Below are 25,734 nucleotides of genomic sequence, written 5' to 3' on the forward strand. Positions count from 1 at the left end.
TAGACCGCGTAACGTTTTGTTAATCCTGGCTGGCTGCCGCCAGCGCAAGGCCCTGGACCACGCCCAGCGAGGGCTCGCCGTGGACCATGCGGGCCCCCGGGAAGGCCTCGGCTACGGCCTGGCGCAGGTAGCCGGCACGGGACATGCCACCGGTCAGGAACACCGCGTCCGGGTCGCCGCCGATGTCGCTGCGGACCTGGGCCAGCAGCTCGCAGATCTGCTCCAGGTAGCCATGGGCGGCGGCGGCCAGGCCGTCGGCGCTGCTGTCGGCATGCAGGTCGCGGGCGATGTAGTCCAGCGTGCTGCGGTGTTCGCTGGCGGCACTGAGGGCAATCTTGGCGCGTTCGACATCGCGGTACAGGCGGGCGGTGTTGCCGGTGTCCTGCAGGGCCTGCAGGCGCGCGCCCCACGGTTCGTCGACGTGGTCGTATTTGTGCTGGCGGAAGTCGCGCTGGCGCGTCATGTCCTGCACGGTGGCGGCTTCCACATAGTGGTGGGCGGGCACGCGGGTGATGCCGCGGCCGAACAGCGGCATGTAGCTGGACAGGCTCAGCGCCAGATCGATGTCGGTACCGCCACGGGCGATACCCCAGGCGCGGTGGATGCGCGGCGCAGCATCGCCACCAACCTCGGCGTGGGCGATATCGGTGGTACCGCCTCCGATGTCAACGATCACCGCCTGGTGCCGCTCGCGGCTTTCGGCGTGGTAATGCATGGCCGCCGCGGCCGGTTCCTCGAGGAAATCGATCTGGTCGAAACCGGCCTGGGTGGCGGCTTCGCGCAGGATGTCCAGTGCCTGATCGTTGCCGGCCGCGCCGATCGAGCTGCGGAACTGCACCGGGCGGCCGAGCAGGGCGGCACGCAGCGGCTGGCCAAGCTGGGCGCTGGCGGTCAGGCGGATGTGCTCGAGGATGTGCGCGGCGATGCCGGTGATGGTCTGCTTCGCGCGCGGGTGCAGGTTGTAGCCCAGCATCGACTTCGGGCTCTGCACCAGGTTGCCTTCGTGTTCCTCGAAATAGGCTTCCAGCGCGTCGTCGCCGTAGACCGCGTTCTGCAGCAGGTCGCTGGCGCTGCGCTCCTTGCCGGCGCGGGCTTCCATCCATTCCCGGCGCAGTGCGCGCAGGGCTTCGCGGCGCAGCGCCTGCGGCGTGCGTTCCTGGCCGGCGGCGCGGGCCGCGCGCGCGGCGCTGTCGATCATCTGCTGCAGCTCGTGTTCCTGGCCGGCGTCGAGCTGGAAGTCGTCCGGGTCGGGCACCACGCCAGGGAAGTACACGCTGGTACGGAACTGCTCGGCGTCGCCGAAGCGGATCGGCAGCAGTTTCCCCTCATGCACGATGGCGGCGGCGGAGTTGCTGGTACCGAAGTCGATGCCGAGGCGCATGGGGAGTTCCGGGGGCGATCAGGGGCCGCGCACTCTGCTGCAGTTCGTCGCCGACTGCAAGTTCCTGCGGCCTTCTGTTCTGGGTGGGGGTTCCGGATCGGGTCATGCGAGCCGCCGGGCGCTGGCCGGAAAAGGGCAGGGAGCCAGGCGGTTACAATGGCGGCTGTTGATTCACTTTGAGGTACTTGCTGATGTCTTCTGCCCCCGCCTGCCCGCAGTGCACCCTGGAAAACACCTACGCCGATGGTGCGCTGTGGATCTGCGCCGACTGCGGTTTCGAATGGACCGCCGAGGAAAGCGCCGGTTCCACCCTGGTCGTGCGTGACAGCAACGGCAACACCCTGCAGGCCGGCGACACCGTCACCGTGATCAAGGACCTGAAGGTCAAAGGCTCCTCGATCCCGCTCAAGCAGGGCACCGTGATCCGCAACATCCGCCTGGTCGAGGATGACGCCGAGCACATCGAAGGCAACTCGGACAAGATCAAGGGCCTGGTCCTGAAGACCTGCTTCCTCAAGAAGGCCTGATCGCCTTCAGCGCTTGGCCTGCTGCTGCGCGCGCCAGCGGGCCAGGCTGTCCAGCTTGGCCTGGTAGCGCGCCTGCTCCGGCGCGCCCCCCAGTTCCTGCGCACGCAGCAGTTCGCGATCGGCGCGCTTGAGCTGGCCAGCCAGGAAATAGACGCGTGCCAGCCCGAAGTGGAACTGATGCGCGGTGTCATACAGGCGCACGGCCTGCCGGTAATAGCGGATCGCCTGGTCCAGCTGGCCGGCACGTTCGGCCTTGGCGCCGAACATGTACTGCGCGAACGGGTCTTCGCGCTGCACCGACTTCAACCGGCGCTCAAGTGACTGTGCCTGCGCGGTCAAGCCCAGGCTGCGGAACAGCGCGGAGGCATTGGTCAGTGCGGCATCCTGGCGGCCTTCCAGCTGCAGCGATCGGTCCAGCGCCTGCCGCGCCGCCTCGTTGTTGCCTTCGCGGTGGTCGAGCACACCGAGGTTGTTCCACACCGGAGCGAACCCGCTGTCCTGAGCCAGGGACGCGTCGAAGAATGCACGCGCGCCGACGAAATCACCGTCGGCGAGGCGCTCCGCACCCCGGTTGTTGTAGAAGTGCGCCAACGCCCGCGCACGGCTGACGGGAACCGGGCCGCGGCGGTCATAGAGCACATTGCGATCCAGATCGACGGTACCGAAACGCCCACCGACGTCGACACCGGCGTTGACGTGGCCGACGCTGTAGACCACGCCCGCGTCCTGGTCCTGGTACCAGGACACCACCTGCCCGACTTCCTGCACGCGGGCCTGGATGCCAGCCTCCCGCGCAAGCGTCACGAACAGCAGGGTGAAGGCCAGGCAGTTGGCGCGGCGGTGCTGCCAGATATCGCTGACGGTGTAGGTCGCATTGGCGTCGTACTGCAGGTCCAGCCCGTGCTGGTCGAAGATCATCTCCACGAGCGCCTGCAGCCGCTGGTCGCGGGAGTAGCTGCGCTGGATCACCTGCTTCTGGAGCATCGCACGCAGGTCCGCGGGAATGGCGAACACTTCTTCCGGGGTCGGCACACGTGCGGCCGACACGGTGATGGTCGGGGTCGTCACCACATCGGCGGGCGGTGCCTGGCCTGCGCCGAAGGCAGGAGCACAGAAGGCCAGCAGCGAAAGAGTGAGGCAATGGGCGGCAGAACGGTACATGACGGTTCCCGGCAGCGGCGGGCGCTCCCGCCTGTGGCGAGTGTATGCCCATGGATGTCCGGCTGCAGCGACCGTTGGTCGGCGCCGCGTTCATCCACAACCGGTGTGGACCAGCGCTCGACAAAGCTGTGGACAACTGGCTCCGGGCCCCGCCCGGCAAGCGTTGTGAGTGCGTGGTGAAAAAACCGCCAGCTTGCCCGGCGCCGGCACAGGCGGGATGATCCGGTCATGGACTTCTCACCGCTGACGCTTGCCCCGGCGCAGTGGCAGGCGCTGCAGGACAGCTATGCAACGCCGCCACGGGCCTACCACCACTTCGGCCATGTGCGCGCGGTGCTGCAGCACTGCCAGGAGGTCGCCGATGGCCCCGGCTGGAAGCAGCCGGCCGAGATCTATCTGGCCGTGCTCTATCACGATGCGATCTACCAGGCGGGGCGCAAGGACAACGAGGCGCGTTCGGCGCAGCTGGCTCTGCAGGCGATCACACAGGCGCCAGAGCTTGCCACTGTCGACGCCGCTCGCGTGGAGCAATTGATCCTGCTGACCGCCCGCCACGGCGCGCTTGGTCCGGAGGATGTGGATGCCGAGGCGGCGCTGTTCCTGGACTGCGACATGGCGATCCTGGCCGCGCCGGAACCGGTGTTCGCTGCCTATGACCGTGGCGTGGCCGAAGAATACAAAGGGGTGGTGCCGGGCTTCCTGTACCGTGCCGGCCGTCGCCGCTTCCTGCAGGGCCTGCTGCGCGCTCCGCGGATCTTCCTCAGCGAGTTCTTCCACCAGCGCCTGGACGCGGCCGCCCGTGACAACCTGCGACGTCAGCTGGGCGTTTGAGCCGGCCCGGTACACTGGTGACCTGTTTCCAATGATTGCCGTTTCCGACCGTGTCCGTCCCTGATCCCGATCCCCGCCCGCTGCCACCGGAAGAACCCGGCCCCAACGAATGCTGCGGCAGTGGTTGCCCGCTGTGTGTGCTGGACCTGTATTCCGATGAGCTGCAGCGCTACCGCAAGGCGCTGGCCGAGTGGAAGACGCGGCATCCAGAGGCCGCACCATGAGCCGTGCACGCCCGGCGGCGGTGCTGGCGCTGGTGGCACTGGTGCTGTTCGTGGCCACCGCGCTGTGGACCCAGGTTGCGCGCAGTGATCTGGACTGGGTGCGGGCGACCTTGAGCCTGTACCTGCACGGGCCGTGGGGGCTGGCATTGCGCGCTGCCTACTGCCTGCTGGCGCTGGCCATTGCGGCGCTTGGCATTGCGCTGTATCGCGGCAGCATCGGCCCGCGGCGCAGTGCGGCCGCACCATTGCTGTTCACGGTTTCCGCGCTGGGCCTGGCGACGGTCGCCATCGGCGACAGCTGGCTGCCTGAAGCAACACCGCTGCTGGCACCGTTCATCCATGGGCTGGCAGCCAACACGGCGTTCCTGTGTGCCAGCGTCGGCATGCTGCTGCAGGCCTGGTATCTGCGCCGCGAACCGGGTTGGCAGTCCGCTGCGGGCCTGCTCTGGGGCTGGGCATGGCTGGCCTTTGTGCTGCTGTGGCTGCATGTGCTGTGGCGTGGTGGACCACCGCGTGGGCTGGGACAGAAAGTGGTGATCGCGGTGATCGTTGGCTGGCTGCTGTATCTGGCGATGGCGCTGTACCGTCGCAGCCGTCGGGCCGCGGCCCACTGAATCCCCAACGGCCTGCGCCGGTACGTGCCGTGCACGCGGCGGCGGCGTATCGTGTGCGCATTCCATCGGGGATGCGATATGAAGCGTGCAGGGCTGGGCAGGGCAATGGGGGTGGTACTGGCGCTGGCCGCGCTGCCGGCAACGGCGGCCGTGACCCCGCAGCAGTTCAGCCATGGGCGGTTCGAGCAGATTCCGGTGCACATGCCATCCGGCACGCCGCAACGGGTGGTGATCTGGTTCCACGAACCCACGGCCGGTGGTGACACCAGCCGCCTGCCGATCGAGGCCCTGCGTGCCGATGGCGCGCTGGTCGCGGCAGTGGACATTGCGCACCTGCGCGGTGTGCTCAAGCGCGAGGGGGACCCGACCTGTTCGTTCGGTTCCGGTGACGTCGAGAATTTCTCACGTTGGCTGCAGGCCTCGCTGCATCTGCCCGGCTACCACCTGCCGCTGGTCGGCGGTGATGGCGAAGGTGCCGAGATGGCCTATTCGCTGGCAGCGCAGGCCGATACCCAGGTGTTCGCCGGCGTACTGACCACCGGCTTCTGCCCGGACCACAACCACCAGCGCATGGTCTGCGGCGATGGTGTGAAGCACGACAGGCTGCAGCCGGCTGAACTGAATTTTCCGTGGTTGAGCGCGGCCGGTGACCGCGGCTGCAAGGTCGGCCAGGCCAGCGCGTTCGTGCAGCAGGTCGCGATGGCTCGCGAGTTCAAACGCACCGCGCGCGGTGATGCGTCACCGGGCCTGGTGGCTGCGGCACGGGTGATCGGCGCGCAGGCCGGCGTCAGCCTGGCACCGCCGCCTGCTGCACTGAAGGGCCTGCCCGTGGTGGAAATGCCGGCGACCGGCAGCGGCGATACGCTGGCGGTGTTCGTCTCCGGTGACGGTGGCTGGGCTGGCCTGGACAAGAACGTGGCGTCGTCACTCAACGAGCATGGCGTGGCGGTCGTCGGCATCGATTCGCTGCGCTACTTCTGGAGCGAGCGCACACCGAAGGGCTTTGCGGGCGACCTGCAGAAGATCATCGACCACTACCGCCAGCAATGGCACCGCGACAAGGTGATGTTGATCGGTTTCTCGCAGGGCGCCGACGTGCTGCCGGCCACCATCAACCAGCTCGACGTCGGCACCCGTGAGGCGCTGGAGCGCATCGTGCTGCTGTCGGTGGGCAGGAAGGCCGACTTCGAATTCCATGTCAGCAACTGGCTGGGCGGTGGCGGCGACGGCCTGCCGATCGCACCGGAAGTGGCCAGGCTGCCGGCGGAAAAAACGCTGTGCGTGTACGGCGACAAGGATGAGGACGCGCTGTGCCCGGACCTGCCGGCCAATGACGGCGTGAGGAAGGTGAAGCTGCCGGGCGATCACCATTTCGGTGGCGACTACGACCGCCTCGCCGAAGTGATCCTGAAGGGCGGGGTGTAGCGTTTGGTAGACGCCGATCTTGGTCGGCGCTGGGGCTGAAGGCGCCGCGGGATGAGCGTGTCGACCAAGGTCGACACCTACCGGGTGGCAGGTAGCGCCGGGCCATGCCCGACGGCTGTTGGTAGACGCCGACCTTGGTCGGCGCCGGGGCTGAAGGCGCCGCGGGATGAGCGTGTCGACCAAGGTCGACACCTACCAGGCGCATGTAGCGTCGAGCCATGCCCGACGGCTGTTGGTAGACGCCGACCTTGGTCGGCGCTGGGGCTGAAGGTGCCGTGGAATGAGCGTGTCCACCAAGGTCGACACCTACCGGGTGGCAGGTAGCGCCGGGTCATGCCCGGCGGATCGCGGCTTCAATTCCGTCGCGGATCCAGCGAGATCAGGCGCGTGGCATCCAGCAGCGCGGCCGGCAGATGCATGCCGCCGGGCGCCGCGAGATAGCGCGGCCGCCACTGCGGATCGAACTTCGATTTGAAGCGGCGCAGGCCACTGAACCCGTAGAAGCGTTCGCCGTGCCGCGCCAGCAGACCGGCCAGTCGGTTCCAGCGACCGGCCAGCCGATGCTGTGCCAGCCCGGACAACGGTGCCATGCCCAGCGAGAAACGCGCATAGCCCTGCGCGCGGCCCCACAGGAACAGTTCGATGAAGAGGAAGTCCATCGTGCCCTTCGGTGCTTCGTTGACGTGACGCATCAGGTCGACCGACAGCTCGGCGCCGGCCGGTGCCTGCCACAGGTTGGCGAACGCCACGATCTGGCCCTCGGCCTCGACCAGCGCCACCGGGAAGCGCACCAGGTAATCCGGGTCGTAGCTGCCCAGCGAGAAGCCCTTCTCATCGCCGGCCTTGTCTTCCAGCCATGCATTGGAAATTGCGTGCAGGCGCGGCAGCAGGCTGGGAATTTCCTCCACCGGTGCCACGCGGAAGGTCAGGCCACCGCGCTTGCCCCGGTTCCAGGCTTGGCGCAGATCGGCGCGTTCGCGGCCTTCCAGGCCGAAGTCATGCAGCGGCACCATCGCTTCCTCGCCCAGCTTGACCAGGCCCAGGCCCAGGTCGAGGTAGGTCTGCCAGTAGGTCTCGCCCACCTGGTAGAACACCGGGCGCAGGCCCAGCCGGTCGGCTTCCTCGCGGAAGCGCCAGATCAACGCGCGCGCCACGTCAGGCGGGCCGACTGGATCGCCCATCGCGATCAGCGAACCGCCGTAGCGTTGCATCATCACGAAGCCCTGTTTCGCGTCATCGCGCAGCACCGCCTTGTCGGCGGTCAGTACCAGGCAGGCCTGGGTATCGGTGGCACCGGCCAGTACCGGCGCCAGGGACTGCAGCGTGGCCTCATCGGCGGCTGGCAGCGGACTGCGCGTGCTGTGCAGCAGCCGCGCCAGGCCGAACATCACCAGCGCGATGGCGACCACCAGCAACGCACGCAGTGCGCGCGGTGCATTGCCCGACACCGCGAACTGCCACCACAGCTCGTTCTGGTATTCGACATGACTGTAGGTGAAGAACAGCAGCCAGGTGACCGCAACCAGCACCAGGCCGAGATTGCGCAGCCACGGCCACGACCAGGCTTCGTCCAGCAGGGCACCCTGGCGGTAGAACTCGCGGCGTGCGGCCCACAGTGCCATCGCCACCAGCACTGCGGAAACTGCGATCAGCCATTGGCCACCACGCAGCCACAACGGCAACGGGGTGACCACGCACACCACCATCGCCAGCATCCACGCCGCATGGCTGCGCCGGGCCAGGCCCTGGCCGATCAGCAGCAGTGCAACGCCGCTGAGGCTGCCGATCAGATGGGATGTCTCCAGGATCGGCAGCGAGGCATTGACCAGGTGACGGCGAGGCGTCGGCAGCGTGCCGTCGATGACCAGCGCGGCGCCGATGCTGAACACCGCCAGCGCGATGATCTGCGGCAGCCACGGGCGCAGCGCGTTCCAGCCGGCACGGGTCGCCCCGGCGCTGGCCTGCAGCGGCTGACGCAGGGCAGGTGCGAGGGCGAGCAGGGTGGCCAGCACCAGCGGGAGTACGTAGTAGGTAACGCGGTAGATCAGCGCCGCCGCCAGTACCGCCGCCGGCGCCACCTGCGGCAACAGCTTCAGCAGGCTCCATTCGAACACGCCCAGGCCGGCCGGCACGGTCGAGACCAGGCCGGCCAGCACCGCCACCAGGTACAGGCCGACGAAGCCGGGCAGGCCGGTCGGCGTGGAGTCCGGCAGCAGCACGTAGAACGCGGCACTGGCCAGCACCAGCTCGATCACGCTGAGCACGGTGACACCGATCATGGTGCGGCGGTCGGGCAGCCACAACGCATGACCGAATACGCTGAACTGCCGTCCATCGCGGCCGACCAGCAGCACCGTGGCGAGGTAGGCGAGCAACGCGACGATGCCGACGATACGTACCGCATTGGGATCCAGCGGCAGCGCCAAGGCTGCGGCAGCCGGTTCCATGCACAGCGCCACACTGATCAGCAGCCATGCACCGAACACGAAGCCGAGCGTGCTCATCAGCACCACCTGGCCGATCTGCGCCAGGTCCAGGCCGGCGCTGCGGTAGCCACGCAGGCGCACCGCGCCGCCGGTCAACGCGGCAAAACCCACGGTCTGGCCCAGCGTGTGCGCAAGGAAGGCGGTGATGCCGACGCGCGCGGGGTGCACGCGGATGCCGCTGCGGCGCAGGCCGATGGCATCGAAACCGATCAGGCAGGCGTAACTGGCCAGGCCGAGTACCACGGTGAGCGCGATCTGCGTGCCGCTGAGCTGCCGGAACGCCTGGCGGATGGCGCGATAGCCGTGCTCGTCGAACTCGTTGGCCAGGCCGTGCAGGGCCAGGGCGAGGATCAGCAGGGGGATGACGATGGTGGCAACCCGCTTCCAGGTTGGCGTGGAAGAGGCGGTGGTGGAGTCGACGGGGGCGGTCATCGGCGCAAGGGTGCGGCAGGAGGGGCGAGGGCGGTGTCAACGCGGGCGTGGCGCATCGTGCGCCTGTCATCGTCATTTGACCAGTGGGACCGTCCGAGTCCGGTAGTGACGTGTCGCGGAGGATGCCCGTGCACCCACCGTCGACCGGTTTGGAGGACAATGCAGGCCTGATCAACCGCAGGAGCTACGCCCATGATGGAGCGTTACGACGTCGGACCGCGCATGTCCGAAATGACCGTATACAACAAGGTCGCCTATCTCTCCGGCCAGATTCCGGAAGACACCAGCCAGGACATCACCGGCCAGACCCGGCAGGTGCTGGCAGAAATCGACAAGCTGCTGGCGTTGGTCGCCAGTGACCGCCAGCACGTGCTGCGCGCCGAGGTGTTCCTGGCCGACATGGCTGACTTCGACGGCATGAACAAGGCGTGGGATGAGTGGGTGGTCGAAGGTGCGACCCCGGCGCGTGCCACGGTCGAGGCCAAGCTGGCCCACGCTGACTGGAAGGTCGAGATCGTAGTGACGGCGGCGGTACCGTAACGGCAGGCAAGGTCAGGTCCCACCAGCGGAGGGTAGAGTCGACGGTTAGTCGACTATCGCGCGCAGCGCGGGGTTTTGCGCCGCCGGAACGAAGAGCAGTCGACAAACAGTCGACTCTACCCCGCCGCTCCACTGCCGGTTGGTCTGGTGGCTACGTTGGCACCAGCTCGATGCAGTCCACCGGGCACGGTGGAATGCACAGCTCGCAACCGGTGCACAGATCGGCAATGACCGTGTGCATGTACTTGGCGCCACCGACGATGGCATCCACCGGGCAGGCCTGGATGCACTTGGTGCAGCCGATGCAGTCGGCTTCCACGATCAATGCCACCTGCGGCGCCTTGTGCTCGCCGCGCGAACGATCAAACGGAATGGCGGGTACGTCCAGTACCTGCGCCAGTGCGCGCGCGCCAGCGTCGCCGCCCGGCGGGCAGCGGTCCACGCCTGCCTCGCCGCGCGCCATGGCCTGCGCGTACGGGCGGCAGCCGTCGTAGCCGCATTGCCCGCATTGGGTCTGCGGCAGCAGGCGGTCGAGGCGTTCGGTCAGGGGAGGAATCAGGCTCATGCGTGGCGAAGGCTGCGCGTTGGGGTTACTTCAAGGGCTTGCCACGGAACCAGCGCTCGTGGGCCAGCGCCAGCATCGGCTTGTCTTCGGAACTGTCACCGTAGGCATGGATGCGCACGTAGCGTGACAGATCGAACTGGCGACGGATGTGCTCGACCTTGCGCGGGCCACAGTCACCACCGGCATAGCGACCTGTGAGACGGCCGTCCTGGCTCTCCAGCCGGTTGCAGATCAACTGCAGGCCCAGTTGTTCGCACCACGGCCGCAGATACAGGTCCAGCGAGCCGGACACGATCACCACGGTGTGCTGCTGTTCCTTGTGCCAGCGGATCTGCTCCAGCATTTCCGGGCGCACCACGTCGGGCAGGAACTCACGCGAGAAGCCGGCGGCCAGCGTGGCGATGTCATCGCTGTGGCGGTCGCTGAAGGTCAAACGGGTGACGCGCGCGCGGATGCGCTCGGCCGAGATCAGTTTCAGCTTGTATGCGGCCAGCCACGGGCCGACCTTCCACCACGCCTGTGCCAGCTGTTCGGCCGTGGCCACGCGGCGCAGGAAACGGCCATAGGTATCGCAGGTGGTCACGGTGTGGTCGAAGTCGAACAGCGCCAGTTCCATTCCGTTGCCTCCCATCGCGTTGCCCCGAGGCCGGTGCTGCCGGCGGGCGTGGCCGCAACCACGCCCGCTGCGGGCATCAGCGGACCGGCATGCCCGGCTGCGCGCCGCTGTCGGCGTCCAGCAGCGCCAGCGCGCCGCCGTCGAAACCGGCCGACAGGATCATGCCTTCGCTCAGGCCGAAGCGCATCTTGCGCGGGGCCAGGTTGGCGATGAACACCACACTGCGGCCGACCAGCTTCTCCGGCTCGCCGTAGCTGGCGCGGATACCGGAGAAGATCTGGCGCTTGCCCAGCTCGCCGGCGTCCAGTTCGAAGCGCAGCAGCTTGTCAGAACCTTCCACGAACTCGCAGACCAGCACCTTGCCGATGCGCAGGTCGAGCTTGGCGAAATCGTCGATGCCGATGTAGGCCGGAGCATCGGCACCCTTGGCTTCGTCCTTGGCCGGTGCCGGTGCCGCTGCGGCCGGCTTGGCGGCGTCGGTCTTGGCGGCGGGGGCGGCAGCCAAGACCGGCTGCAGGGTGTCCTTGGAGGCGTCGATCATGGCGTCAATCTTCTTCGGGTCGATACGGGTGAACAGCGGGGTGTAATCGGTGATGCGATGGCTCAGCAGCGGCTGCGCCAGTTCGGTCCAGTCGTTCACCGGTGCGGCCAGGAAGGCTTCGGCCTGTGCGGCGGTGGCCGGCAGCACCGGCTTCAGTGCGGTGACCAGCACGCGGAACAGGTTCAGGCCCTGGCTGCACACCGCCTGCAGCTGCGCGTCGGCGCCTTCCTGCTTGGCGATCACCCACGGCTTGACGTCGTCGATGTAGCGGTTGGCTTCATCGGCCAGGGTCATGGTCAGGCGGATCGCCGCGGCCGGATCGTTGCGCTCGTAGGCTTCACGGATCGGCGCCACGCCGTCGACGAAGCGCTGGTACTGCGCCGCATCGGGCAGCTGTGCGGCCAGCTGGCCGTCGAAACGCTTGCTGATGAAGCCGGCACAGCGGCTGGCCAGGTTGACGAACTTGCCGACCAGGTCGGCGTTGACGCGGGCGATGAAGTCACCCAGGTTCAGGTCGAGATCGTCGACGCCACCGCCGGACTTGGCCGCGAAGTAATAACGCAGCGCTTCCGGTTCCAGGCCGGCATCGAGGAACGTACGCGCCATCACGAAGGTGCCGCGCGATTTGCTCATCTTGGCACCGTCCACGGTCAGGTAGCCGTTGACGTGCAGGCGGGTCGGCGCGCGGTGGCCGGTGCCATGCAGCACCGCCGGCCAGAACAGGCCGTGGAAGTTGACGATGTCCTTGCCGATGAAGTGGTGCAGCTCGGTGGTGGTGCCGGCGCGCAGGTGCGCTTCGAAGTCTTCGCCGAGCTTGCCGCACAGGGTCTGGAAGCTGGACAGGTAGCCGATCGGCGCATCCAGCCAGACGTAGAAGTACTTGCCCGGCTGGCCGGGAATCTGGAAACCGAAGTACGGTGCGTCGCGCGAGATGTCCCACGCGCGCAGGCCACCTTCGGCATTGAGCCACTCACCCAGCTTGGCCTTCACGCCCGGCAGGGCGACATCGCCGGCCAGCCATTCGCGCAGGAATGCATCGAAGTGGCCCACCTCGAAGAAGAAGTGCTCCGAATCGCGCATTTCCGGCGTGGCACCGGAGATGACCGAACGCGGCTCCTTCAGGTCGGTCGGCGCATAGGTGGCGCCGCAGACTTCGCAGTTGTCGCCGTACTGGTCGGGGCTGCCGCAGTTCGGGCAGATGCCCTTGACGTAGCGGTCGGGCAGGAACATGCCCTTGGCCGGGTCGTAGAACTGCGCCACCGAGCGGCGGCTGATGTGGCCGGCCGCTTCCAGCTTCAGGTAGAACTGCTCGGTCAGCGCCTTGTTGGCCGCCGAATTGGTCGAGTCGTAGTGATCGAAGGCCACGCCGAAGGCGGCGAAGTCACGTTCGTGGCTGGCCTGGATGTTGGCGATGAAGGTTTCCGGGGTGACCCCGGCCTTTTCCGCGGCCAGCATGATCGGCGTGCCGTGGGTATCGTCGGCGCAGACGAACCAGGCCTTGCCGCCGCTCATTCGCCGCGCGCGCACCCAGATGTCGGCCTGGATGTAGCCGACCAGGTGGCCCAGGTGGAGCGGGCCGTTGGCGTAGGGCAGGGCGGTGGTGACGAGCGCGGTACGGGTCATGGTCGCGGGGTGAAGCCGAGGGGGAACCGCAGAGTATCGCATGCCCGCAACGACGTGACCCGGCCGAAGCCGGGTCACGGGGATGAAGCGGGGCCTGGGGGCTTATTCGCGCTGCCAGGTCTGCGCGCGGCAGATGAAGGCAATGCAGCCGGACACGTCCAGCTTGGTGCCGCCGGGCTGCAGTTCCATCTTCGACTTGTAGGTCTTGCCGTTGGCCGGGTCGAGAATGGTGCCGCCGGACCACTTGTTGGCGCCGTCGGCCTTCAGGTTCCAGAGAATGGTCATGCCCTTCACCGGCTTGTTCTTGTTGGCGCCTTCACAGCCGTCGCAGACCGGGTTCGGGCCCTTGTCCGAGTGCAGGATGTCGACCACCTTGCCGGTCAGCGTGCCGTTGGCGGCCTGGCTGATCTCGACGATCGACTTCACCTTGCCGGTTTTGTCGTCGATGGTCTTCCAGCGGCCGGCGGCGCCGTCGGCGGCCTGTGCCGACAGGGCGGCCAGGCACAGCGGCAGTGCCAGCAGCAGGGTCTTGAAGGTCTTGCGCATGGTCCCCTCCCAGGGTTCATTCCGGCACGCTGCCGGCATGGGTCGACTGTATACCCATTCGGCGGGGTATGGGGAAGGGGGGCTTTGCAGGGCTGCGCCCTGCACCTGCAGTAGTGCCGGCCGCTGGCCGGCAACCTCAACGGCAACGGCAACGGCAACGGCAACGGCAAAACCGCCCCGCCTCCGACAGATTTCTGCGGCTGTTGGTAGGTGTCGACCTTGGTCGACACGGTAGATCCACGCCATGCGTGGATGAATCTCGATTGAAGAACGCTCAACCGACTTCGTACAGCTCCAGCGGCAGGTCGTCGGGGTCGGCGAAGAAGGTGAAGCGGCGGCCGGTGTATTCGTCCACGCGGATCGGTTCGCACACCACGCCATGCGCAGCCAGACGCTGGATGAAGGGTTCCAGCCGGGCGACGCGGAACGCGAGGTGGCGCAGGCCCTGTGCTTCCGGGCGGCTGGGACGGGGCGGCGGCGAGGGGAAGGAGAACAGTTCCAGCTGGCCACCGTCGGGCAGGGCCAGGTCCAGCTTCCAGGAATCGCGCGCGGCACGGTGGTTCTCGGCCAGCACGCGCAGGCCGAGGATGCGCACGTAGAAGTCCTTCGAGCGTGCGTAGTCGCTGCAGATCAGTGCGGCGTGGTGGATGCCCAGCAGGGCGTCGGCATCGCGGGTCATTGCAGGGTGTCCAGCCAGCGCTGGGCGATCTTCAGCGCCAGCGGATAGGGTTCGGGGTCGTTGCGGTTGGTCAGCACGATCACGGTCAGGTGCTTCTCCGGGTGGCGCACGATCACGTTGCGGAAGCCGATGCTCTCGCCGCTGTGCCATTGCACCGGGCCATTCAGGCGCCAGCCGAAGCCGTAGTGCGGCACGTCCGGTTCGGGTGTTGCGGTGGCCGGGCTGAACATCGCGCGGCGCGAGGCTTTCGACAGCAGGCGGTCGTCGTACAGCGCCGCATCCCAGCGGGCCAGGTCGTCCAGCGAGGAATAGATGCCGCCATCGCCGAGCACGGCGCTGGTGGTGCTCTGGTCGGTGCGTTGCCAACGGCCATCGATCCAGCTGTAGCCATAGGCGCGTGCAGCGACCGTGTCCTCGCCGTCCTGGTGGGCCACGGTATGCGCCATGCCCAGCGGGCGGAAGATGCGCTGCTGCAGAAAGCTCGCGAAATCCTGGCCGGAGGCGCGGCCGACGATCATTGCCAGCAGTGCATAGCCGCTGTTGCTGTAGCGGTACTGCGTGCCCGGTGCGAAGTTCAGCCGGTCCTGGCGCGACAGCAGGGCCAGCACATCGGCATCGTGTACCTGCCGTGTGTCCGCCGGGTCCATCAGGTCTTCGTAGTCGAGCAGGCCGCTGGTGTGCGAGAGCAGCTGGCGGATCGTGATGGCCGCTGCAGCCGGCGGCAACTCGGGCAGCCACTGCCGGGCCGGCTGGTCGAGCCCAAGCCGGCCATCCTCCACCAGCAGCAGCACCGCCGCAGCGGTGAACTGCTTGCTGACCGAGGCCAGCCGGAAGTTGCTGGCCGCGGTGACCGTGGTGCCGTCCTCCAGCACCGCCAGGCCGTAGCCGCGGCGGAATACCGGTTGCCCGTCGTGCAGTACCAGCACGGCGGCGCCGGGTACCTGGCCATCGTAGGCCTGCATCAGGCCGTCGATGCCCGCATCCGGTGGGGTCAGCACCGGTGCGGCGGAGGTGGCCAGCGGCAGCAGGCCCAGCACGGCGGCGAACAGGGCGACGGCAGGGCGCATGGCGGCTCCGGAGGGGTCAGGGTGAAGGCGCGGGTGTGGCGCTGGCCGGCTGCGCCATCCAGCGCTCCATCTTGCGGTCCAGCACGTCCAGCGGCATCGAGCCATCCTTCAGCAGTTCGGCGTGGAAGCGGCGCAGGTCGAAGGCGGCACCCTGGCGTGCCTTGGCCTTGTCGCGCAGGGCGACAATGGTGGTCAGGCCGGCCACGTTGGACAGCGCCTGGCCGGGCTGGGCCATGATCCGCTCGACTTCGGCGTTGGCGTCATCGCTGCTCATGTCCACGGTCTTCTGCAGGTAGGCCACGGCCTGCTGCTTGCTCCAGCCCTGGGCGTTCACGCCGGTGTCGGCCACCACGCGGGCAGCGCGCAGCAGGCGCGAATACAGGTAGCCGATGCGGTCGTAGGGATCGGTGTAGATGCCCAGGTTCTCACCCAGTGTTTCGGCATACAGGCCCCAGCCTTCGACGAAGGCGAGATCGCCACCCAGGCGGCGGAAGCGCGGCAGCTTGGCCAGCTCCTGCTGCAGGCCCAGTTGCACGTGGTGGCCGGGGATCGCTTCATGCAGGTACTGCACCGGCACGTTCCAGCGCTTGCGGCTGGGCAGGTCGCGGGTGTTCACGTACAGCACGCCCGGTTGCCCGGCCGCAGACGGCTGGTAGGCCGCTGCTGCGGCGGTCAGTGCACGCTCCGGTTCCACCGCGCGCACGTCCAGCGTTGACTTGGGCAGGGTATCGAGCACCTGCGGCAGGCGTGCGTTGACCTGCTGCTGCACCTGGCGATAGCGGTTGATCAACGCATTGGCGTCGCCGTACTGGAACTGGCGGTCGTTACGCATGCTGCGCAGCAGCTTGGCCGGCGTGCCGCGCAGCTTGGCGTCCTTCATCACCGTGGCGATCTGCGTCTGCAGTTCCTGCACGCGCTGTTCGCCCAGCGCGTGCAGCTGCGCGGCGGTCTGGTCGCTGGCCGTGGTCTGCACGATCAGGTTGGCGTACCAGGCCTGGCCATCGGGCAGTGCGCCCAGGCCGCTGCTGGTGCGCGAGGCGGGCAGGTATTCGGTGGCGATGAAACCGCGCAGGGCACGATAGGCCGGCATGATGCGCAGTTCGATCATGCGCTTGTATTCGGCGCTGATGCGGGCCTTGTCCTCGGCCGCGATGGTGTTGGGCATGGTGCGGATCGGCGACCAGAAGATGCTCTCTTCAGCAGTCGGCTTGATCACTGCATCCAGCTGCGGCAGTACCTTTTCCATCAGGTCGCGTGGCTGCACCACGCCGGCCTTCATGCCCTGGCGCATGTTGTCGATGGCCTGGTCGAACAGCTCGGGAATGCCCAGCGAACGGCGCGACCAGGTGTCGTAGTCCTGTACGGTGTTGAACGGCTGCGCGCCGGCACCTGCACCGAGGATCGCCATGATGCTGCCGACGTTGTAGTACTGGCTGATCGGCATCATCCAGCTCGGGTAGCGCTCGGCGGCCAGCGAAGCGCGCGCGTCGCGCACGAAGATCTCGTAGCTGAGCAGGTCCTGGCCCTGCAGGCCGTCGCTGCCGAGTTTCTCGACCTTGCCCAGCCACTCGGTGGTGAAGTCGTGCGATTGCTGGCGCCACGCGGCGGACAGGATGTTGGGCAGCTGGTCGTTGTAGCGGGCCTCGCCCTGGAAGGTTGCCTGCAGCGGATTCAACCGCATCGAGGCATCCCAGTATTCGTCATACAGGCGCTCCAGCTGCACCTGCTTGGGTACGGCGCGGGCCGGTGCGACCGGACGCGGCGTGGCGCGGCGCGCCGAACTGCCACGGGCCGGCGCGGTAGCGCGGGCAGGCCGGGCCTTGGGCTTGGCGGCCTGGCGGGTCTGCGCGGCGGCAGGGCGGCTGGCCTTCTTTTTCGCTGCTTCGGCCGACGGCACGGCGCTGAACAGGAACAACGCGGCGATGGCGGCGGCCAGGGCGCGGGTGGGATGCGGCATCAGGAGCTTCCGTGGAACACAGACCGTGGAGCTTGCACGATCCGGCCGCGTACGGCCAGCGTGAAGGCGCAGTCAGCTTTTTGCTGCTGGGGCTTCAGTCAGCCGCAGCGGCGGCGCGCAACGATGCGGCTCGCTCGGCACCCAGATAGCGGGTGATGGCACGCCGCATCAGGTACAGCAACGGAATCAGGGCGATCGCAAAGCCCATCTTGTAGATGTAGTTGACGCTGCTGACCGCCAGGAACAGCGAGGTCGGCCAGTGTTGCGGGCCCAGCACGAAGGCGATCCAGATCACCACGAAACTGTCCACCACCTGCGAGATCGCGGTGGACCCGGTCGCACGCAGCCACACGTGGCGTTCTCCGGTGGCCTGGCGGATGCGATGGAACACCGCCACGTCGATCAGCTGGCCGAGCAGGAAGGCCACCAGCGAACCGGCGATGGTCCACATGCCCTGGCCGAACACCGCTGCGAATGCCGCCTGGTAGTCCGGCACGCCGTGGCCATCCATCGACGTGACCCACCAACTGGCCGGCGCCAGCGAAATAGCCGCGAAGGCGAACAGGAAGCCGTAGCCGATCAGCACCACCGCCAGCCACGAGATGAAGCGCACGCCGCGCTTGCCGAAGAACTCGTTGATGGTGTCGGTCATGATGAACACCACCGGCCACAACAGGGTGCCGGCGGTGAAGCTGAGCGAGCCGGTCTGGCCGAACAGGTTCCAGTTCAGCGGAGCGATGCCCAGGGTGTCTTCCAGCGCGAAGATCTTCACCCCGATCAGCTCGGCCAGCACCGCATTGCCGCAGAAGAACGCGGCCAGCACGATGAACAGCAGGACCGCGCGGTCCTGCAGCGGGCGCTCGATCGGCGCCGGGGTCATTCGGTGCGTTCGCCGGTGCGATCGCCGGCACGGGTGAACGGCACGCTGGACGGCGCCACGGCACCGCCGGAAATGATGAAGCTCATGGCCTGGTCGACGGTCCAGTCGGTCGGCGTCAGCAGTTCCACCGGCACGATTTCCAGATAGCCCGAGGTCGGGTTCGGCGTGGTTGGCACATACACCGCGGCCAGCTCACGGTCGGTGCCGTGTTCCTTGATCACGCGGGTGACCAGGCCGACCGATTTCATGTCGCGGTGCGGGAAGTCGATCAGCACCACGCGCTGGGTGCTGCCCGGCTCGGTCTGCAGCATGTCCAGCAGCTTCTTGGCGCTGTCGTAGATGATGCTGGCCAGCGGAATGCGCTTGATGACCGCGCCCACCCAGCGCAGCAGGCGCTGGCCGAGCACGCGGCGGCTGGCCACGCCCACCGCCAGGATCACCAGCAGGGTGGCCAGCAGGGCGATGGTGTCCTGGATCCATTCGGCGCGGACCCAGCCGAGGTAGTGCGGGAAGCTTGTCGCGATCTGCTCGGACAGCGGTACCACCAAGGGGCTGGAAATGCCCGACAGCAGCACGAACACGAACTTGACCACGACCCAGGTCAGCCAGATCGGCAGCAGGGTGAGCAGGCCGGTCAGGAACAGGCGCTGCAGGGAGGGGCGGGGGACCAGGGCGGGGGCTTCGAGCGACATGCGCGCATTGTAGCGGTCACTGCCGGTCGATTACGCTGGGGAATCGACTGTGGCAACGGCACATGGAAGGGAAGCTGTGTTGAAGATTCTGCGCGGACTGGGCTGGACCCTGGCAGGCCTGCTGGTGCTGGCCATCGTGGTGTGGTGCGCCTCGCGCATGTGGCCGGTGCCCGAATCGCGGCTGCAGGCGCAGCAGCGACTGGAAGCACGCCTGCCGGCGACTGGCCACAACGGTTATGCCCTGTTGTGGACGCTGCCGTTCGACGATCTGGATGCCCGCCAGCGCGAGCAGGCGTTGGCCGAGGACGTGCGCCGTTGGGAGGCCGACCTGCGGGGCAGCGGCGGCGGCCAGACACACTTGGTGGCCAACCATGCTGAGCTGCGCTCGCGGCCCGGTGCCAGTTGCGGGCCGGCCGCCAGCGGCTGCCTCGCCCAGGTCCGCGCGGACCCGCAACGCTTCGTGGAGGCCCATGCTGGGCACCAGCAGTTGCATGCGCGGCTGGATCAGCTGGCCGAAGCGGACTACTTCATGTCGCCGTTCCCGCCGAAGGGCGAGGGCGTTCTGGTTCCGTTGCCGACCTATGGCGTGGTGATGGACGCCACCAGTGCACGCGCGCTGGCGTACGTGCAGGGCGATATCGACGGTGCCCTGCGAGGTGCCTGCAGTGGCCTGCAACTGGGCCGGCGGCTGTTGCCCGGCAGCAGCTATCTGGTCGAGAGCATCATCGGTGCCAGCCTGGTGCAGGCCAATGCCCAGCTGCTGGCCGACATGCTGGTCGAACTGCCGGCCGACCACCCCTTGCCGGCGGAGTGCGAACAGGCCATGCAGCCGCTGCGGGCCGAGGAACAGAGCCTGTGCCGTGCCATGCAGGGTGAGTACGCGATGAGCCGGGCGGCGATCGAGACATCGGCGCGGGAGTTCGGCGGCGTGCTGGTGCTGGATCGCAGCAGCACCCTGGCCCGCGCGGCCGGCAATCTCGGCTGGGCCTGTGGCGCGGCAGCCACGTCGGCGCTGGAAGCGGATCGCCCGTTGCCAGTGCCGGCGCCACCGCAGCATGACTTCGGCTGCCTGTCGAACGTAATGGGCTGCGTGCTGACCGATATCGCCGCGCCGATCTATCCTGCCTATTCGTCACGGCCACAGGATGCCGCGGCGATGGTGCGGCTGCTGGGGGCGCAGCGTTGGCTGCGGCAGCAGACGGATGATCCGGTGGACGCACTGCAGCGGCTGCCGATGCAGTTCCGCTCGCCGGTGCGGGCGCCGCAGCTGTCGGCCGACGGCCGCCACCTGCAGGTGCCGCGTCGCTCTCCAGCGCGCAGCGCTGAAGAGAACCCGTGGCTGTCGGTGCCGTTGCAGAAGGAATCGGCTTCGACTGCGGCGGGACGCGACTGAAGCGCGCTCAGCGTGCGTGTGGCTTCAACCGTAGGTAGACCTGCTTGCGCACCTGGGCGACCACCTCGCCGCTTTCATCGACGACATCATTGCTGAACCATCTCAGCACTTTGTCACCAGCGGCCGCTTCGGCGCGCAGTTCGTCCAGCAGTGCGTCATCGATGCGGAACGACGTACGTACGGTGCCTCTGCCGGGCTTGAGGAAATCGATGGCACCGGCACGGTCCCACACGTAGTAGTCGCGGCCGAGGATGTGCAGCAGGCCAAGCATCCAGAACGGATCGGTCATCGCAAACAGGCTGCCGCCGAAATGCGTGCCGACGTAGTTGCGGTTCCAGGGCCGCATGCGCAGTTCGACGTCGATCTGCCGGTAGTCCGGCGAGACCCGGGTGACGTGGATGCCGGTGAACAGGAACGGCGGCCAGAGATTGATACCGAAGCGGAACAGGCGGGCGTTCATGCGGGTCCGGGGGCGCAGGGCGAGGCGCCCAGTCTAACCATTCGCATGCGTATGTTGCACCCCGGGCGGCGAGGGTCACGCCTCGCCGTCGATGACATACCCGTCGCGGCCGTTGGCCTTGGCCTGGTACAACGCGGTGTCGGCGCCTTCGACGAAATGGTGTGGTTGCAGCGTGCCGTCGGGTACGCGGGTGAACACGCCGATGGTGAGGGTGACGCCTGCTTCGCTGCCGTCACCGGGCGCCGGCAGTGCACGCACGCAGGCAATCAGGTCCTCGATGACCTGGCGCGCGCCTTCGGCCGGGGTATCAGGCAGCACCAGTGCGAACTCGTCGCCACCGTAGCGCGCGGCCATGTCGCGTGGGCGTCGCGCATGCGCACCGATCAGGCGTGCAACATCGCGCAGCACGCGGTCGCCGACCTGATGGCCGTGGCGGTCGTTGTGGCGCTTGAAATGGTCAACGTCGATCAGTGCGAGGCTCAAGGACTTGCCACTGCGTCGCGCGGCATCGCATTCCTGTTGCAGCGACTGCTCGAAACGCAGGCGATTGCCGAGACCGGTCAGCGCATCGCGGTTGGCCAGGCGGTGCCAGGCCGAGATGCGCCAGGTCGCCCAGGCCAGCAGCACCAGCAGGATGCCCAGCATGGCGCTGGCCGGTGCCCACCACAGGTCACCGGCGCGCAACAGCAACCAGCTCAGCAGCGGTGGAAGCGGCAGCGAGCACAGCGCCGCGAGCCATGGCAGGCGCAGGCCGAGCAGGATCACGCACAGTGCCACCAGGACGCCACTGATGGCGTGCTGCCAGAGACGGGGCAGCAGGTCGATCTGCTTGTGCTGCAGCAGCATCGAAGCGATGTTGGCCTGGTACTCGCTGCCGCTCATCCAGAACTCGCGGGTGGTCGGGGTCAGCAGCCGCGGTGCGATGCCGCTGGCGGTCATGCCCACCACGATGCGGCGGCCGTGCAGCATCGCCATGTCCACGTGACCATCCAGCACATCGGCATAGGACACCTGCGGCAGGCGTTCGGGCGGTCCGGCATAACGCACCCGCACGTAGTCGTTGCGCCGCCATTGATAGGGCGAACCGATCTCCGGGTCGGGGTCGGGCAGGCCGTGCACCGCGCCCGCGGGCAGGTCGGCCAGCGCCAGGCCCAGTGCTGGCCAGTGGGCCTGGCCGATGCCGGCACGCAGGTACACGCCGCGCGCGACACCATCGCCATCCACTTCCACATCGGTGTGGCCGATCGCTGCGGCACTGGCCGCGATCTGCGGAATCGGCAGCATTTCCTCGGCCATGCGGTCGCCGGCGGCCGGTGCCGCGAGTACCGGCAGCACCACCCGGCCGTTGCGGCGTATCGCGGCGGCCAGTTCATCGTCCTGGCGGCTGTCGCGACGATCAGGTTCGGACAGCATCAGGTCCAGTGCGACGCGCTCGGCACCGGCATCGGTCAGCCGGTCGAGCAGGCGGGCATGGATCGAGCGGGGCCAGGGCCATTGGCCGATGCGCTGCAGGCTGCCCTCGTCGATGGCCACGATCAGCACGCTGGGGTCGGGGCGGTAGTCCCAGTTGCCGACCATGGCGTCGTAGGCCGCTTCGTCCTGTCGCCACAGCCACTGGCCCTGGCTGGCGATCACCGTCAGCACCCCGGCCAGCAGTGCCAGCAGGATCCGCTTCGGCCACGGCAGCGGCGAGCGCCTCATAACAACAGCAACAGCAGCAGGGCGCCACCACCGGCGCCGTAGCACAGGCGGCAGGGCAGCTTGATCTGCTGGGCCGGTGAGTACTCACCCGCATGACCATCGTCGTCGATGTACTGCACACGCACATGCAGGGTGCCGCTCCACGGCCGCTTGAAGCTGACCTGCGGCTCGCTCACGGTCTGGTCGACCAGGGGCGCCCTGAAGTCGCCACGACGGTCCACCTGCACCCGGTACTGCTGGCCTTCGCTGCCGGCCTGCCAGCGCAGGGTCAGTTCGCCATGCGCGGCCTCAGGCGGCTGCAGGGCAGGGTCGACCGGTTCATTGCTCAGTTGCAGGGGCAGGGCTTGGCCGTAGCGGCCCTGATGGCCGTTGCCGTCGCGCGACGCCACCCGCCAGAAGTACTCTCCGGGCGGTAGCGGCTGCGCCAGGCGCAGGTCGGTACCAGGGGTGCTCTGTTCCTGCAGTGGCTGCACGAAGCTCGGCTCGGTGGCGATCTGCAGCACGCTGCTGCGCGCGCCCGGCGCCTGGCTCCAACGGAAGCGCGGGCGGTCGCTGTTGACGGTCTGCCCATGCAGGGGGGCCACGGTGAGCGGCGGCGGGGGCTGGTCGCTGAGTTCGAAATCGGCGCTGGCGTCGAGGCCTTCCACGCCCTGTGCATCCACCGCGCGCAACAGGATGCGCAGCTGGCCGGGGGGCAGGTCACCGATCGCCAGCCGGGTGTCGGCGGTGGTGGCGGCAAACAGCAGGATTTCCGGCGTCGCTGCCTGTACCACTTCCACGCGGTAGCGCGCGGCGCCGTCGACGGGGTCCCAGGCAAGCAGGGTCGGCAGGGGCGCCAGGCGCACCTCGTCGCTACGCAGCTGCGGCGCTGGAAGAAGGGCGGAGACAGCGTCCGGTGCGGCATCGGCGCTGCTGCTGCGGCTGGCCTGTCCAGGCTGGACCAGGCGCTTGCCGTGGGTGTTGCCGACCTGCACCTTGCCCTGTAGTACTTCGGTGGCAGCCACCTGGCCGGTGTCACCGGCGCTGACCCGGAAGACGGTGCCGCGCACGCTGCTGGTCGCCGTAGGTGCATCGATGATGTAGCGCGAGGCCGGGCCACGGGCAGGTGTCACCCGATTGCTGGCGCGGCCCTGCTGCAGGCGCAGGCGGGTATCGACCATACCGGTGTGGCCGTAGCGGCTGAGCTGGTCCAGGCGCAGCCGGGAGTACTCGCGCAGCTGCAGGCGCGAGGCGTCAGCGAATTCAAGCGTGACGCTGGAGTCGCCTTCGGTCTGCACGGTGTCACCGATGCGAAGTTGTTCCCCGGCGAGTATCGCGCGCGAGGCACTGCCATCGGCGCCTGACAGTTCGACCTTGCCGCGCACCGACAGCACGCGGGCAGGTGCCGGTTCGATGCGCAGCCAGCTGATCGGGAAGCGCAGCAGCTGCCCCGGTGGCAGCTGGTAGGGGTTGTCGATGCGGTTGTGCTGTTGCAGCTGCTGCCAGCGCACCGAAGGCTTGAGGTACAGGCCTCCCAGATCCCACAGGGTATCGCCGGGACGGACCCGGTAGTTCCAGTCCTGGGCGGCGGCCATGGCCGGCAGGAAGAGAAGAGCGCAGAGCAGCGCGCCCTGGAAGCGCATGGCGAACGACAGCGAGCGGACGAAGGTCACAGTTTGCAATCCCGGCAATGCGGGGGCGCAGCTGCAAGACCCCATGGCCCCGACCTCATCCCCCCGAACGGATCGTGGCGACCGTACGGCCGCCATCCCGCGCATTATTGCCCGCGTTCAGTGCAGGGATTCTGAACGAAGTGGGTTCCCGTTCAGAACAGCAGGGAGGCCATCCGGCGGCGGTACTGGCCGACCAGGTCCTCGTCGGAGATCACATTGAAGGCGTCGATCAGGGCCTTGCGCGGCAGTCCGTCCTCGAACGTGCGGTCGATCCGCAGCATTTCCAGGAACTGGGCCAGCGCGGCTTCGTCGTGGCCACCGAGCAGCAGCTGTACGCCACGCAGGTGGCGTGCCTTGAGGTCCTTGCCATCGGCGGCGATGCGCGCGTCCAGCACTTCGGCGGCCGGGGCGTCCTTCAGGGCCGAGGCGAAGGACAGCCGGGCGCGTGCACGCACGGCACGGTCGTCGGTGGCCAGGTTGGCGGGCAGGCCATCGATCAGCAGACCGGCTTCATCCACGCCACCGATCTGCAGCAGGGCCAGCGCCAGGTCGAGCTTCAGCTCGTCCTTGTCCGGCTCGGCGGCGATCTGCGCGCGCAGCACGTCCACCTGCGCCTGCGGGTCCAGCGGCGCTTCGTCTTCGGCGACGGCGTCGCCGATGTCGGCCGGCACGATGCCGTGCTGGGCCAGGAATTCACGCAGCTGGCCTTCCGGGATGGCCCCCGGGAAGCCGTCCACCAACTGGCCGCCCTTCACCAGGAACACGGTCGGCACCGAGCGGATCTGGAAGGCGGCGGCGATCTGCTGTTCCTTGTCGACGTCGACCTTGGCCAGTTCGAAGGCGCCGTTGTACTCGGCAGCCAGCTTTTCCAGCATCGGCCCGAGGGTCTTGCACGGCCCGCACCAGGTGGCCCAGAAGTCGACCAGCACCGGCGTCTGCAGCGACTTCTGCAGGACTTCGGCCTCGAAGGTCGCAGTGGTGGCGTCGAATACGTAGGTCGTCTCGGTCATGGGGGAAAGCATCGTTTGGCGTCTGGAGACTGATTCTATGGTGACGATCGATGCCGGTCTCAACCCGGGTTGTAGTAAATGCCTGACAATGCCGCCTTCCTGTCGCCGTCCTTTCCGGAGCCTGCATGTCGTCCCTGTCCCCGTTGCTGCGCCTGTCCGGTCTGGTCGCCGCACTGCTGTTCGTGCTGGCGGTGCTCGGTTTCGGCGCCGGCCTGGATGGCTACGCACAGGCTCGCCACCCGGTGGCGCTGCTGGGTGCACAGGGGGTGCCGCATGCGCTGGCCTTCAATCTGCTGGGCTTGGTGCTGCCGGGCCTGCTGGCGGTGGTTGTGGCCGAGTGCCTGCGCCGTGGGCTGCCGGCAACCGCCGGCTGGGCGCCCCGGGTGGGCAGCCAGATGCTGCTGCTGGCCGGGTTGGCGTTCGCCGCGATGGGACTGCTGCCGCTGGATGTGGATGACCTGCACGGGCCGGCCAGCCAGCTGCATGCCAGCGCCTGGATGATCTGGGTGCTGGGTTTCGTTGCCGGGACCCTGTTGCTGGGCACGTCGCAGTTGCGCCAGGCGCATGGCCGCGCGCTGGGCGCAGTGGCGCTCGCCTGTGGCGTACTGGCCGCGCTGGCGGCGTTTGCCCTGCAGGGCGTGTTGGCGGCGCCGCTGGCACAACGGCTTGCGTTCGCCTGCTGGACGGCCTGGCTGGCCCTGGCCCTGCCGTTGTCGCGGCCGCGCTGAGAC

General features: G+C 68.0%; 24 protein-coding genes. 8 read left to right on the forward strand and 16 right to left on the reverse strand.

Annotation, left to right across the window (positions count from 1 at the left end; genetic code table 11):
- Window positions 1-19 precede the first annotated feature (19 nt).
- Window positions 20-1,381 (reverse strand): Hsp70 family protein, encoded by a 1,362-nt coding sequence (locus ABE423_RS04160; protein WP_346485079.1) that lies wholly within the window; start codon window positions 1,379-1,381, stop codon window positions 20-22.
- A 191-nt stretch (window positions 1,382-1,572) separates the two neighbouring features.
- On the opposite strand from ABE423_RS04160, the gene ABE423_RS04165 reads away from it, so the two are divergent.
- Window positions 1,573-1,908, forward strand: coding sequence for a zinc ribbon domain-containing protein YjdM (locus tag ABE423_RS04165; RefSeq protein WP_010482882.1), 336 nt, complete (start codon window positions 1,573-1,575; stop codon window positions 1,906-1,908).
- A gap of 6 nt (window positions 1,909-1,914) precedes the next feature.
- On the opposite strand, the gene ABE423_RS04170 is transcribed toward ABE423_RS04165, so the two are convergent.
- Window positions 1,915-3,069 (reverse strand): tetratricopeptide repeat protein, encoded by a 1,155-nt coding sequence (locus ABE423_RS04170; RefSeq protein ID WP_032129363.1) that lies wholly within the window; start codon window positions 3,067-3,069, stop codon window positions 1,915-1,917.
- A 228-nt stretch (window positions 3,070-3,297) separates the two neighbouring features.
- Between ABE423_RS04170 and ABE423_RS04175 the strand changes: the two genes are divergently transcribed.
- The 4 genes from ABE423_RS04175 (at window position 3,298) to ABE423_RS04190 (ending at window position 6,163) form a co-directional block, all read left to right on the forward strand.
- Window positions 3,298-3,900, forward strand: coding sequence for a hypothetical protein (locus ABE423_RS04175; protein ID WP_032130395.1), 603 nt, complete (start codon window positions 3,298-3,300; stop codon window positions 3,898-3,900).
- A 50-nt stretch (window positions 3,901-3,950) separates the two neighbouring features.
- Window positions 3,951-4,124 (forward strand): oxidoreductase-like domain-containing protein, encoded by a 174-nt coding sequence (locus ABE423_RS04180; protein ID WP_049398321.1) that lies wholly within the window; start codon window positions 3,951-3,953, stop codon window positions 4,122-4,124.
- Complete coding sequence (locus tag ABE423_RS04185) at window positions 4,121-4,738, forward strand: DUF998 domain-containing protein (protein WP_032130397.1); 618 nt, start codon at window positions 4,121-4,123, stop codon at window positions 4,736-4,738. The genes ABE423_RS04180 and ABE423_RS04185 overlap by 4 nt, the downstream gene beginning before the upstream one ends.
- Before the next feature lie 78 nt (window positions 4,739-4,816).
- Window positions 4,817-6,163: an AcvB/VirJ family lysyl-phosphatidylglycerol hydrolase gene (locus ABE423_RS04190; RefSeq protein ID WP_275943022.1), complete on the forward strand. Its 1,347-nt coding sequence runs from the start codon at window positions 4,817-4,819 to the stop codon at window positions 6,161-6,163.
- Between the two features lie 353 nt (window positions 6,164-6,516).
- Here ABE423_RS04190 and mprF read toward each other — a convergent pair whose 3' ends face one another.
- Window positions 6,517-9,081, reverse strand: a complete 2,565-nt coding sequence (gene mprF, locus ABE423_RS04195) for a bifunctional lysylphosphatidylglycerol flippase/synthetase MprF (protein WP_346485083.1) — start codon at window positions 9,079-9,081, stop codon at window positions 6,517-6,519.
- 192 nt (window positions 9,082-9,273) lie between these two features.
- On the opposite strand from mprF, the gene ABE423_RS04200 reads away from it, so the two are divergent.
- Entirely contained in the window at window positions 9,274-9,621 is a 348-nt protein-coding gene (locus ABE423_RS04200; protein WP_005410556.1) for a RidA family protein, read from the forward strand.
- 151 nt (window positions 9,622-9,772) lie between these two features.
- Here ABE423_RS04200 and rnfB read toward each other — a convergent pair whose 3' ends face one another.
- The 9 genes from rnfB to ABE423_RS04245 all read right to left on the reverse strand — a co-directional run bounded on the left by rnfB (window position 9,773) and on the right by ABE423_RS04245 (window position 18,787).
- Entirely contained in the window at window positions 9,773-10,186 is a 414-nt protein-coding gene (gene rnfB, locus ABE423_RS04205) for an Rnf electron transport complex subunit RnfB (protein ID WP_080291848.1), read from the reverse strand.
- Between the two features lie 25 nt (window positions 10,187-10,211).
- On the reverse strand, window positions 10,212-10,802 hold the full coding sequence (locus tag ABE423_RS04210; RefSeq protein ID WP_049463206.1) for an HAD family hydrolase: 591 nt from the start codon (window positions 10,800-10,802) through the stop codon (window positions 10,212-10,214).
- A 76-nt stretch (window positions 10,803-10,878) separates the two neighbouring features.
- On the reverse strand, window positions 10,879-12,966 hold the full coding sequence (gene metG, locus ABE423_RS04215) for a methionine--tRNA ligase (RefSeq protein WP_346485086.1): 2,088 nt from the start codon (window positions 12,964-12,966) through the stop codon (window positions 10,879-10,881).
- A gap of 102 nt (window positions 12,967-13,068) precedes the next feature.
- Complete coding sequence (locus tag ABE423_RS04220; protein WP_071228702.1) at window positions 13,069-13,512, reverse strand: DUF2147 domain-containing protein; 444 nt, start codon at window positions 13,510-13,512, stop codon at window positions 13,069-13,071.
- A 274-nt stretch (window positions 13,513-13,786) separates the two neighbouring features.
- The gene (locus ABE423_RS04225) at window positions 13,787-14,191 is read right to left on the reverse strand and encodes a VOC family protein (protein ID WP_049463208.1); all 405 of its coding nucleotides are present in this window, start codon (window positions 14,189-14,191) and stop codon (window positions 13,787-13,789) included.
- A complete protein-coding gene (locus tag ABE423_RS04230) occupies window positions 14,188-15,258 on the reverse strand; it encodes a serine hydrolase domain-containing protein (RefSeq protein WP_346485089.1) in 1,071 nt (356 codons plus the stop codon). Before ABE423_RS04230 ends, ABE423_RS04225 begins: the two co-directional genes overlap by 4 nt.
- 16 nt (window positions 15,259-15,274) lie before the next feature.
- On the reverse strand, window positions 15,275-17,215 hold the full coding sequence (locus tag ABE423_RS04235) for a DUF885 family protein (protein WP_125893964.1): 1,941 nt from the start codon (window positions 17,213-17,215) through the stop codon (window positions 15,275-15,277).
- A 94-nt stretch (window positions 17,216-17,309) separates the two neighbouring features.
- Window positions 17,310-18,095, reverse strand: a complete 786-nt coding sequence (locus tag ABE423_RS04240) for a queuosine precursor transporter (RefSeq protein WP_049437362.1) — start codon at window positions 18,093-18,095, stop codon at window positions 17,310-17,312.
- A complete protein-coding gene (locus ABE423_RS04245; RefSeq protein ID WP_049463210.1) occupies window positions 18,092-18,787 on the reverse strand; it encodes a DUF502 domain-containing protein in 696 nt (231 codons plus the stop codon). Before ABE423_RS04245 ends, ABE423_RS04240 begins: the two co-directional genes overlap by 4 nt.
- 76 nt (window positions 18,788-18,863) lie before the next feature.
- Between ABE423_RS04245 and ABE423_RS04250 the strand changes: the two genes are divergently transcribed.
- Complete coding sequence (locus ABE423_RS04250) at window positions 18,864-20,180, forward strand: hypothetical protein (protein ID WP_346485092.1); 1,317 nt, start codon at window positions 18,864-18,866, stop codon at window positions 20,178-20,180.
- Between the two features lie 7 nt (window positions 20,181-20,187).
- On the opposite strand, the gene ABE423_RS04255 is transcribed toward ABE423_RS04250, so the two are convergent.
- The 4 genes from ABE423_RS04255 to trxA form a co-directional block, all read right to left on the reverse strand.
- Window positions 20,188-20,640: a DUF4442 domain-containing protein gene (locus ABE423_RS04255; RefSeq protein WP_032128978.1), complete on the reverse strand. Its 453-nt coding sequence runs from the start codon at window positions 20,638-20,640 to the stop codon at window positions 20,188-20,190.
- 75 nt (window positions 20,641-20,715) lie between these two features.
- On the reverse strand, window positions 20,716-22,341 hold the full coding sequence (locus ABE423_RS04260) for a CHASE2 domain-containing protein (protein ID WP_346485094.1): 1,626 nt from the start codon (window positions 22,339-22,341) through the stop codon (window positions 20,716-20,718).
- A complete protein-coding gene (locus ABE423_RS04265) occupies window positions 22,338-24,038 on the reverse strand; it encodes a FecR domain-containing protein (RefSeq protein WP_032128980.1) in 1,701 nt (566 codons plus the stop codon). Before ABE423_RS04265 ends, ABE423_RS04260 begins: the two co-directional genes overlap by 4 nt.
- 107 nt (window positions 24,039-24,145) lie before the next feature.
- Window positions 24,146-25,003, reverse strand: coding sequence for a thioredoxin (trxA, locus tag ABE423_RS04270; RefSeq protein WP_164080895.1), 858 nt, complete (start codon window positions 25,001-25,003; stop codon window positions 24,146-24,148).
- 125 nt (window positions 25,004-25,128) lie between these two features.
- Between trxA and ABE423_RS04275 the strand changes: the two genes are divergently transcribed.
- Entirely contained in the window at window positions 25,129-25,731 is a 603-nt protein-coding gene (locus ABE423_RS04275; RefSeq protein WP_164080896.1) for a DUF998 domain-containing protein, read from the forward strand.
- Window positions 25,732-25,734 lie beyond the last annotated feature (3 nt).

The organism is Stenotrophomonas sp. TWI1409 (assembly GCF_039673015.1).
GTDB classification, from domain to species: domain Bacteria; phylum Pseudomonadota; class Gammaproteobacteria; order Xanthomonadales; family Xanthomonadaceae; genus Stenotrophomonas; species Stenotrophomonas maltophilia_A.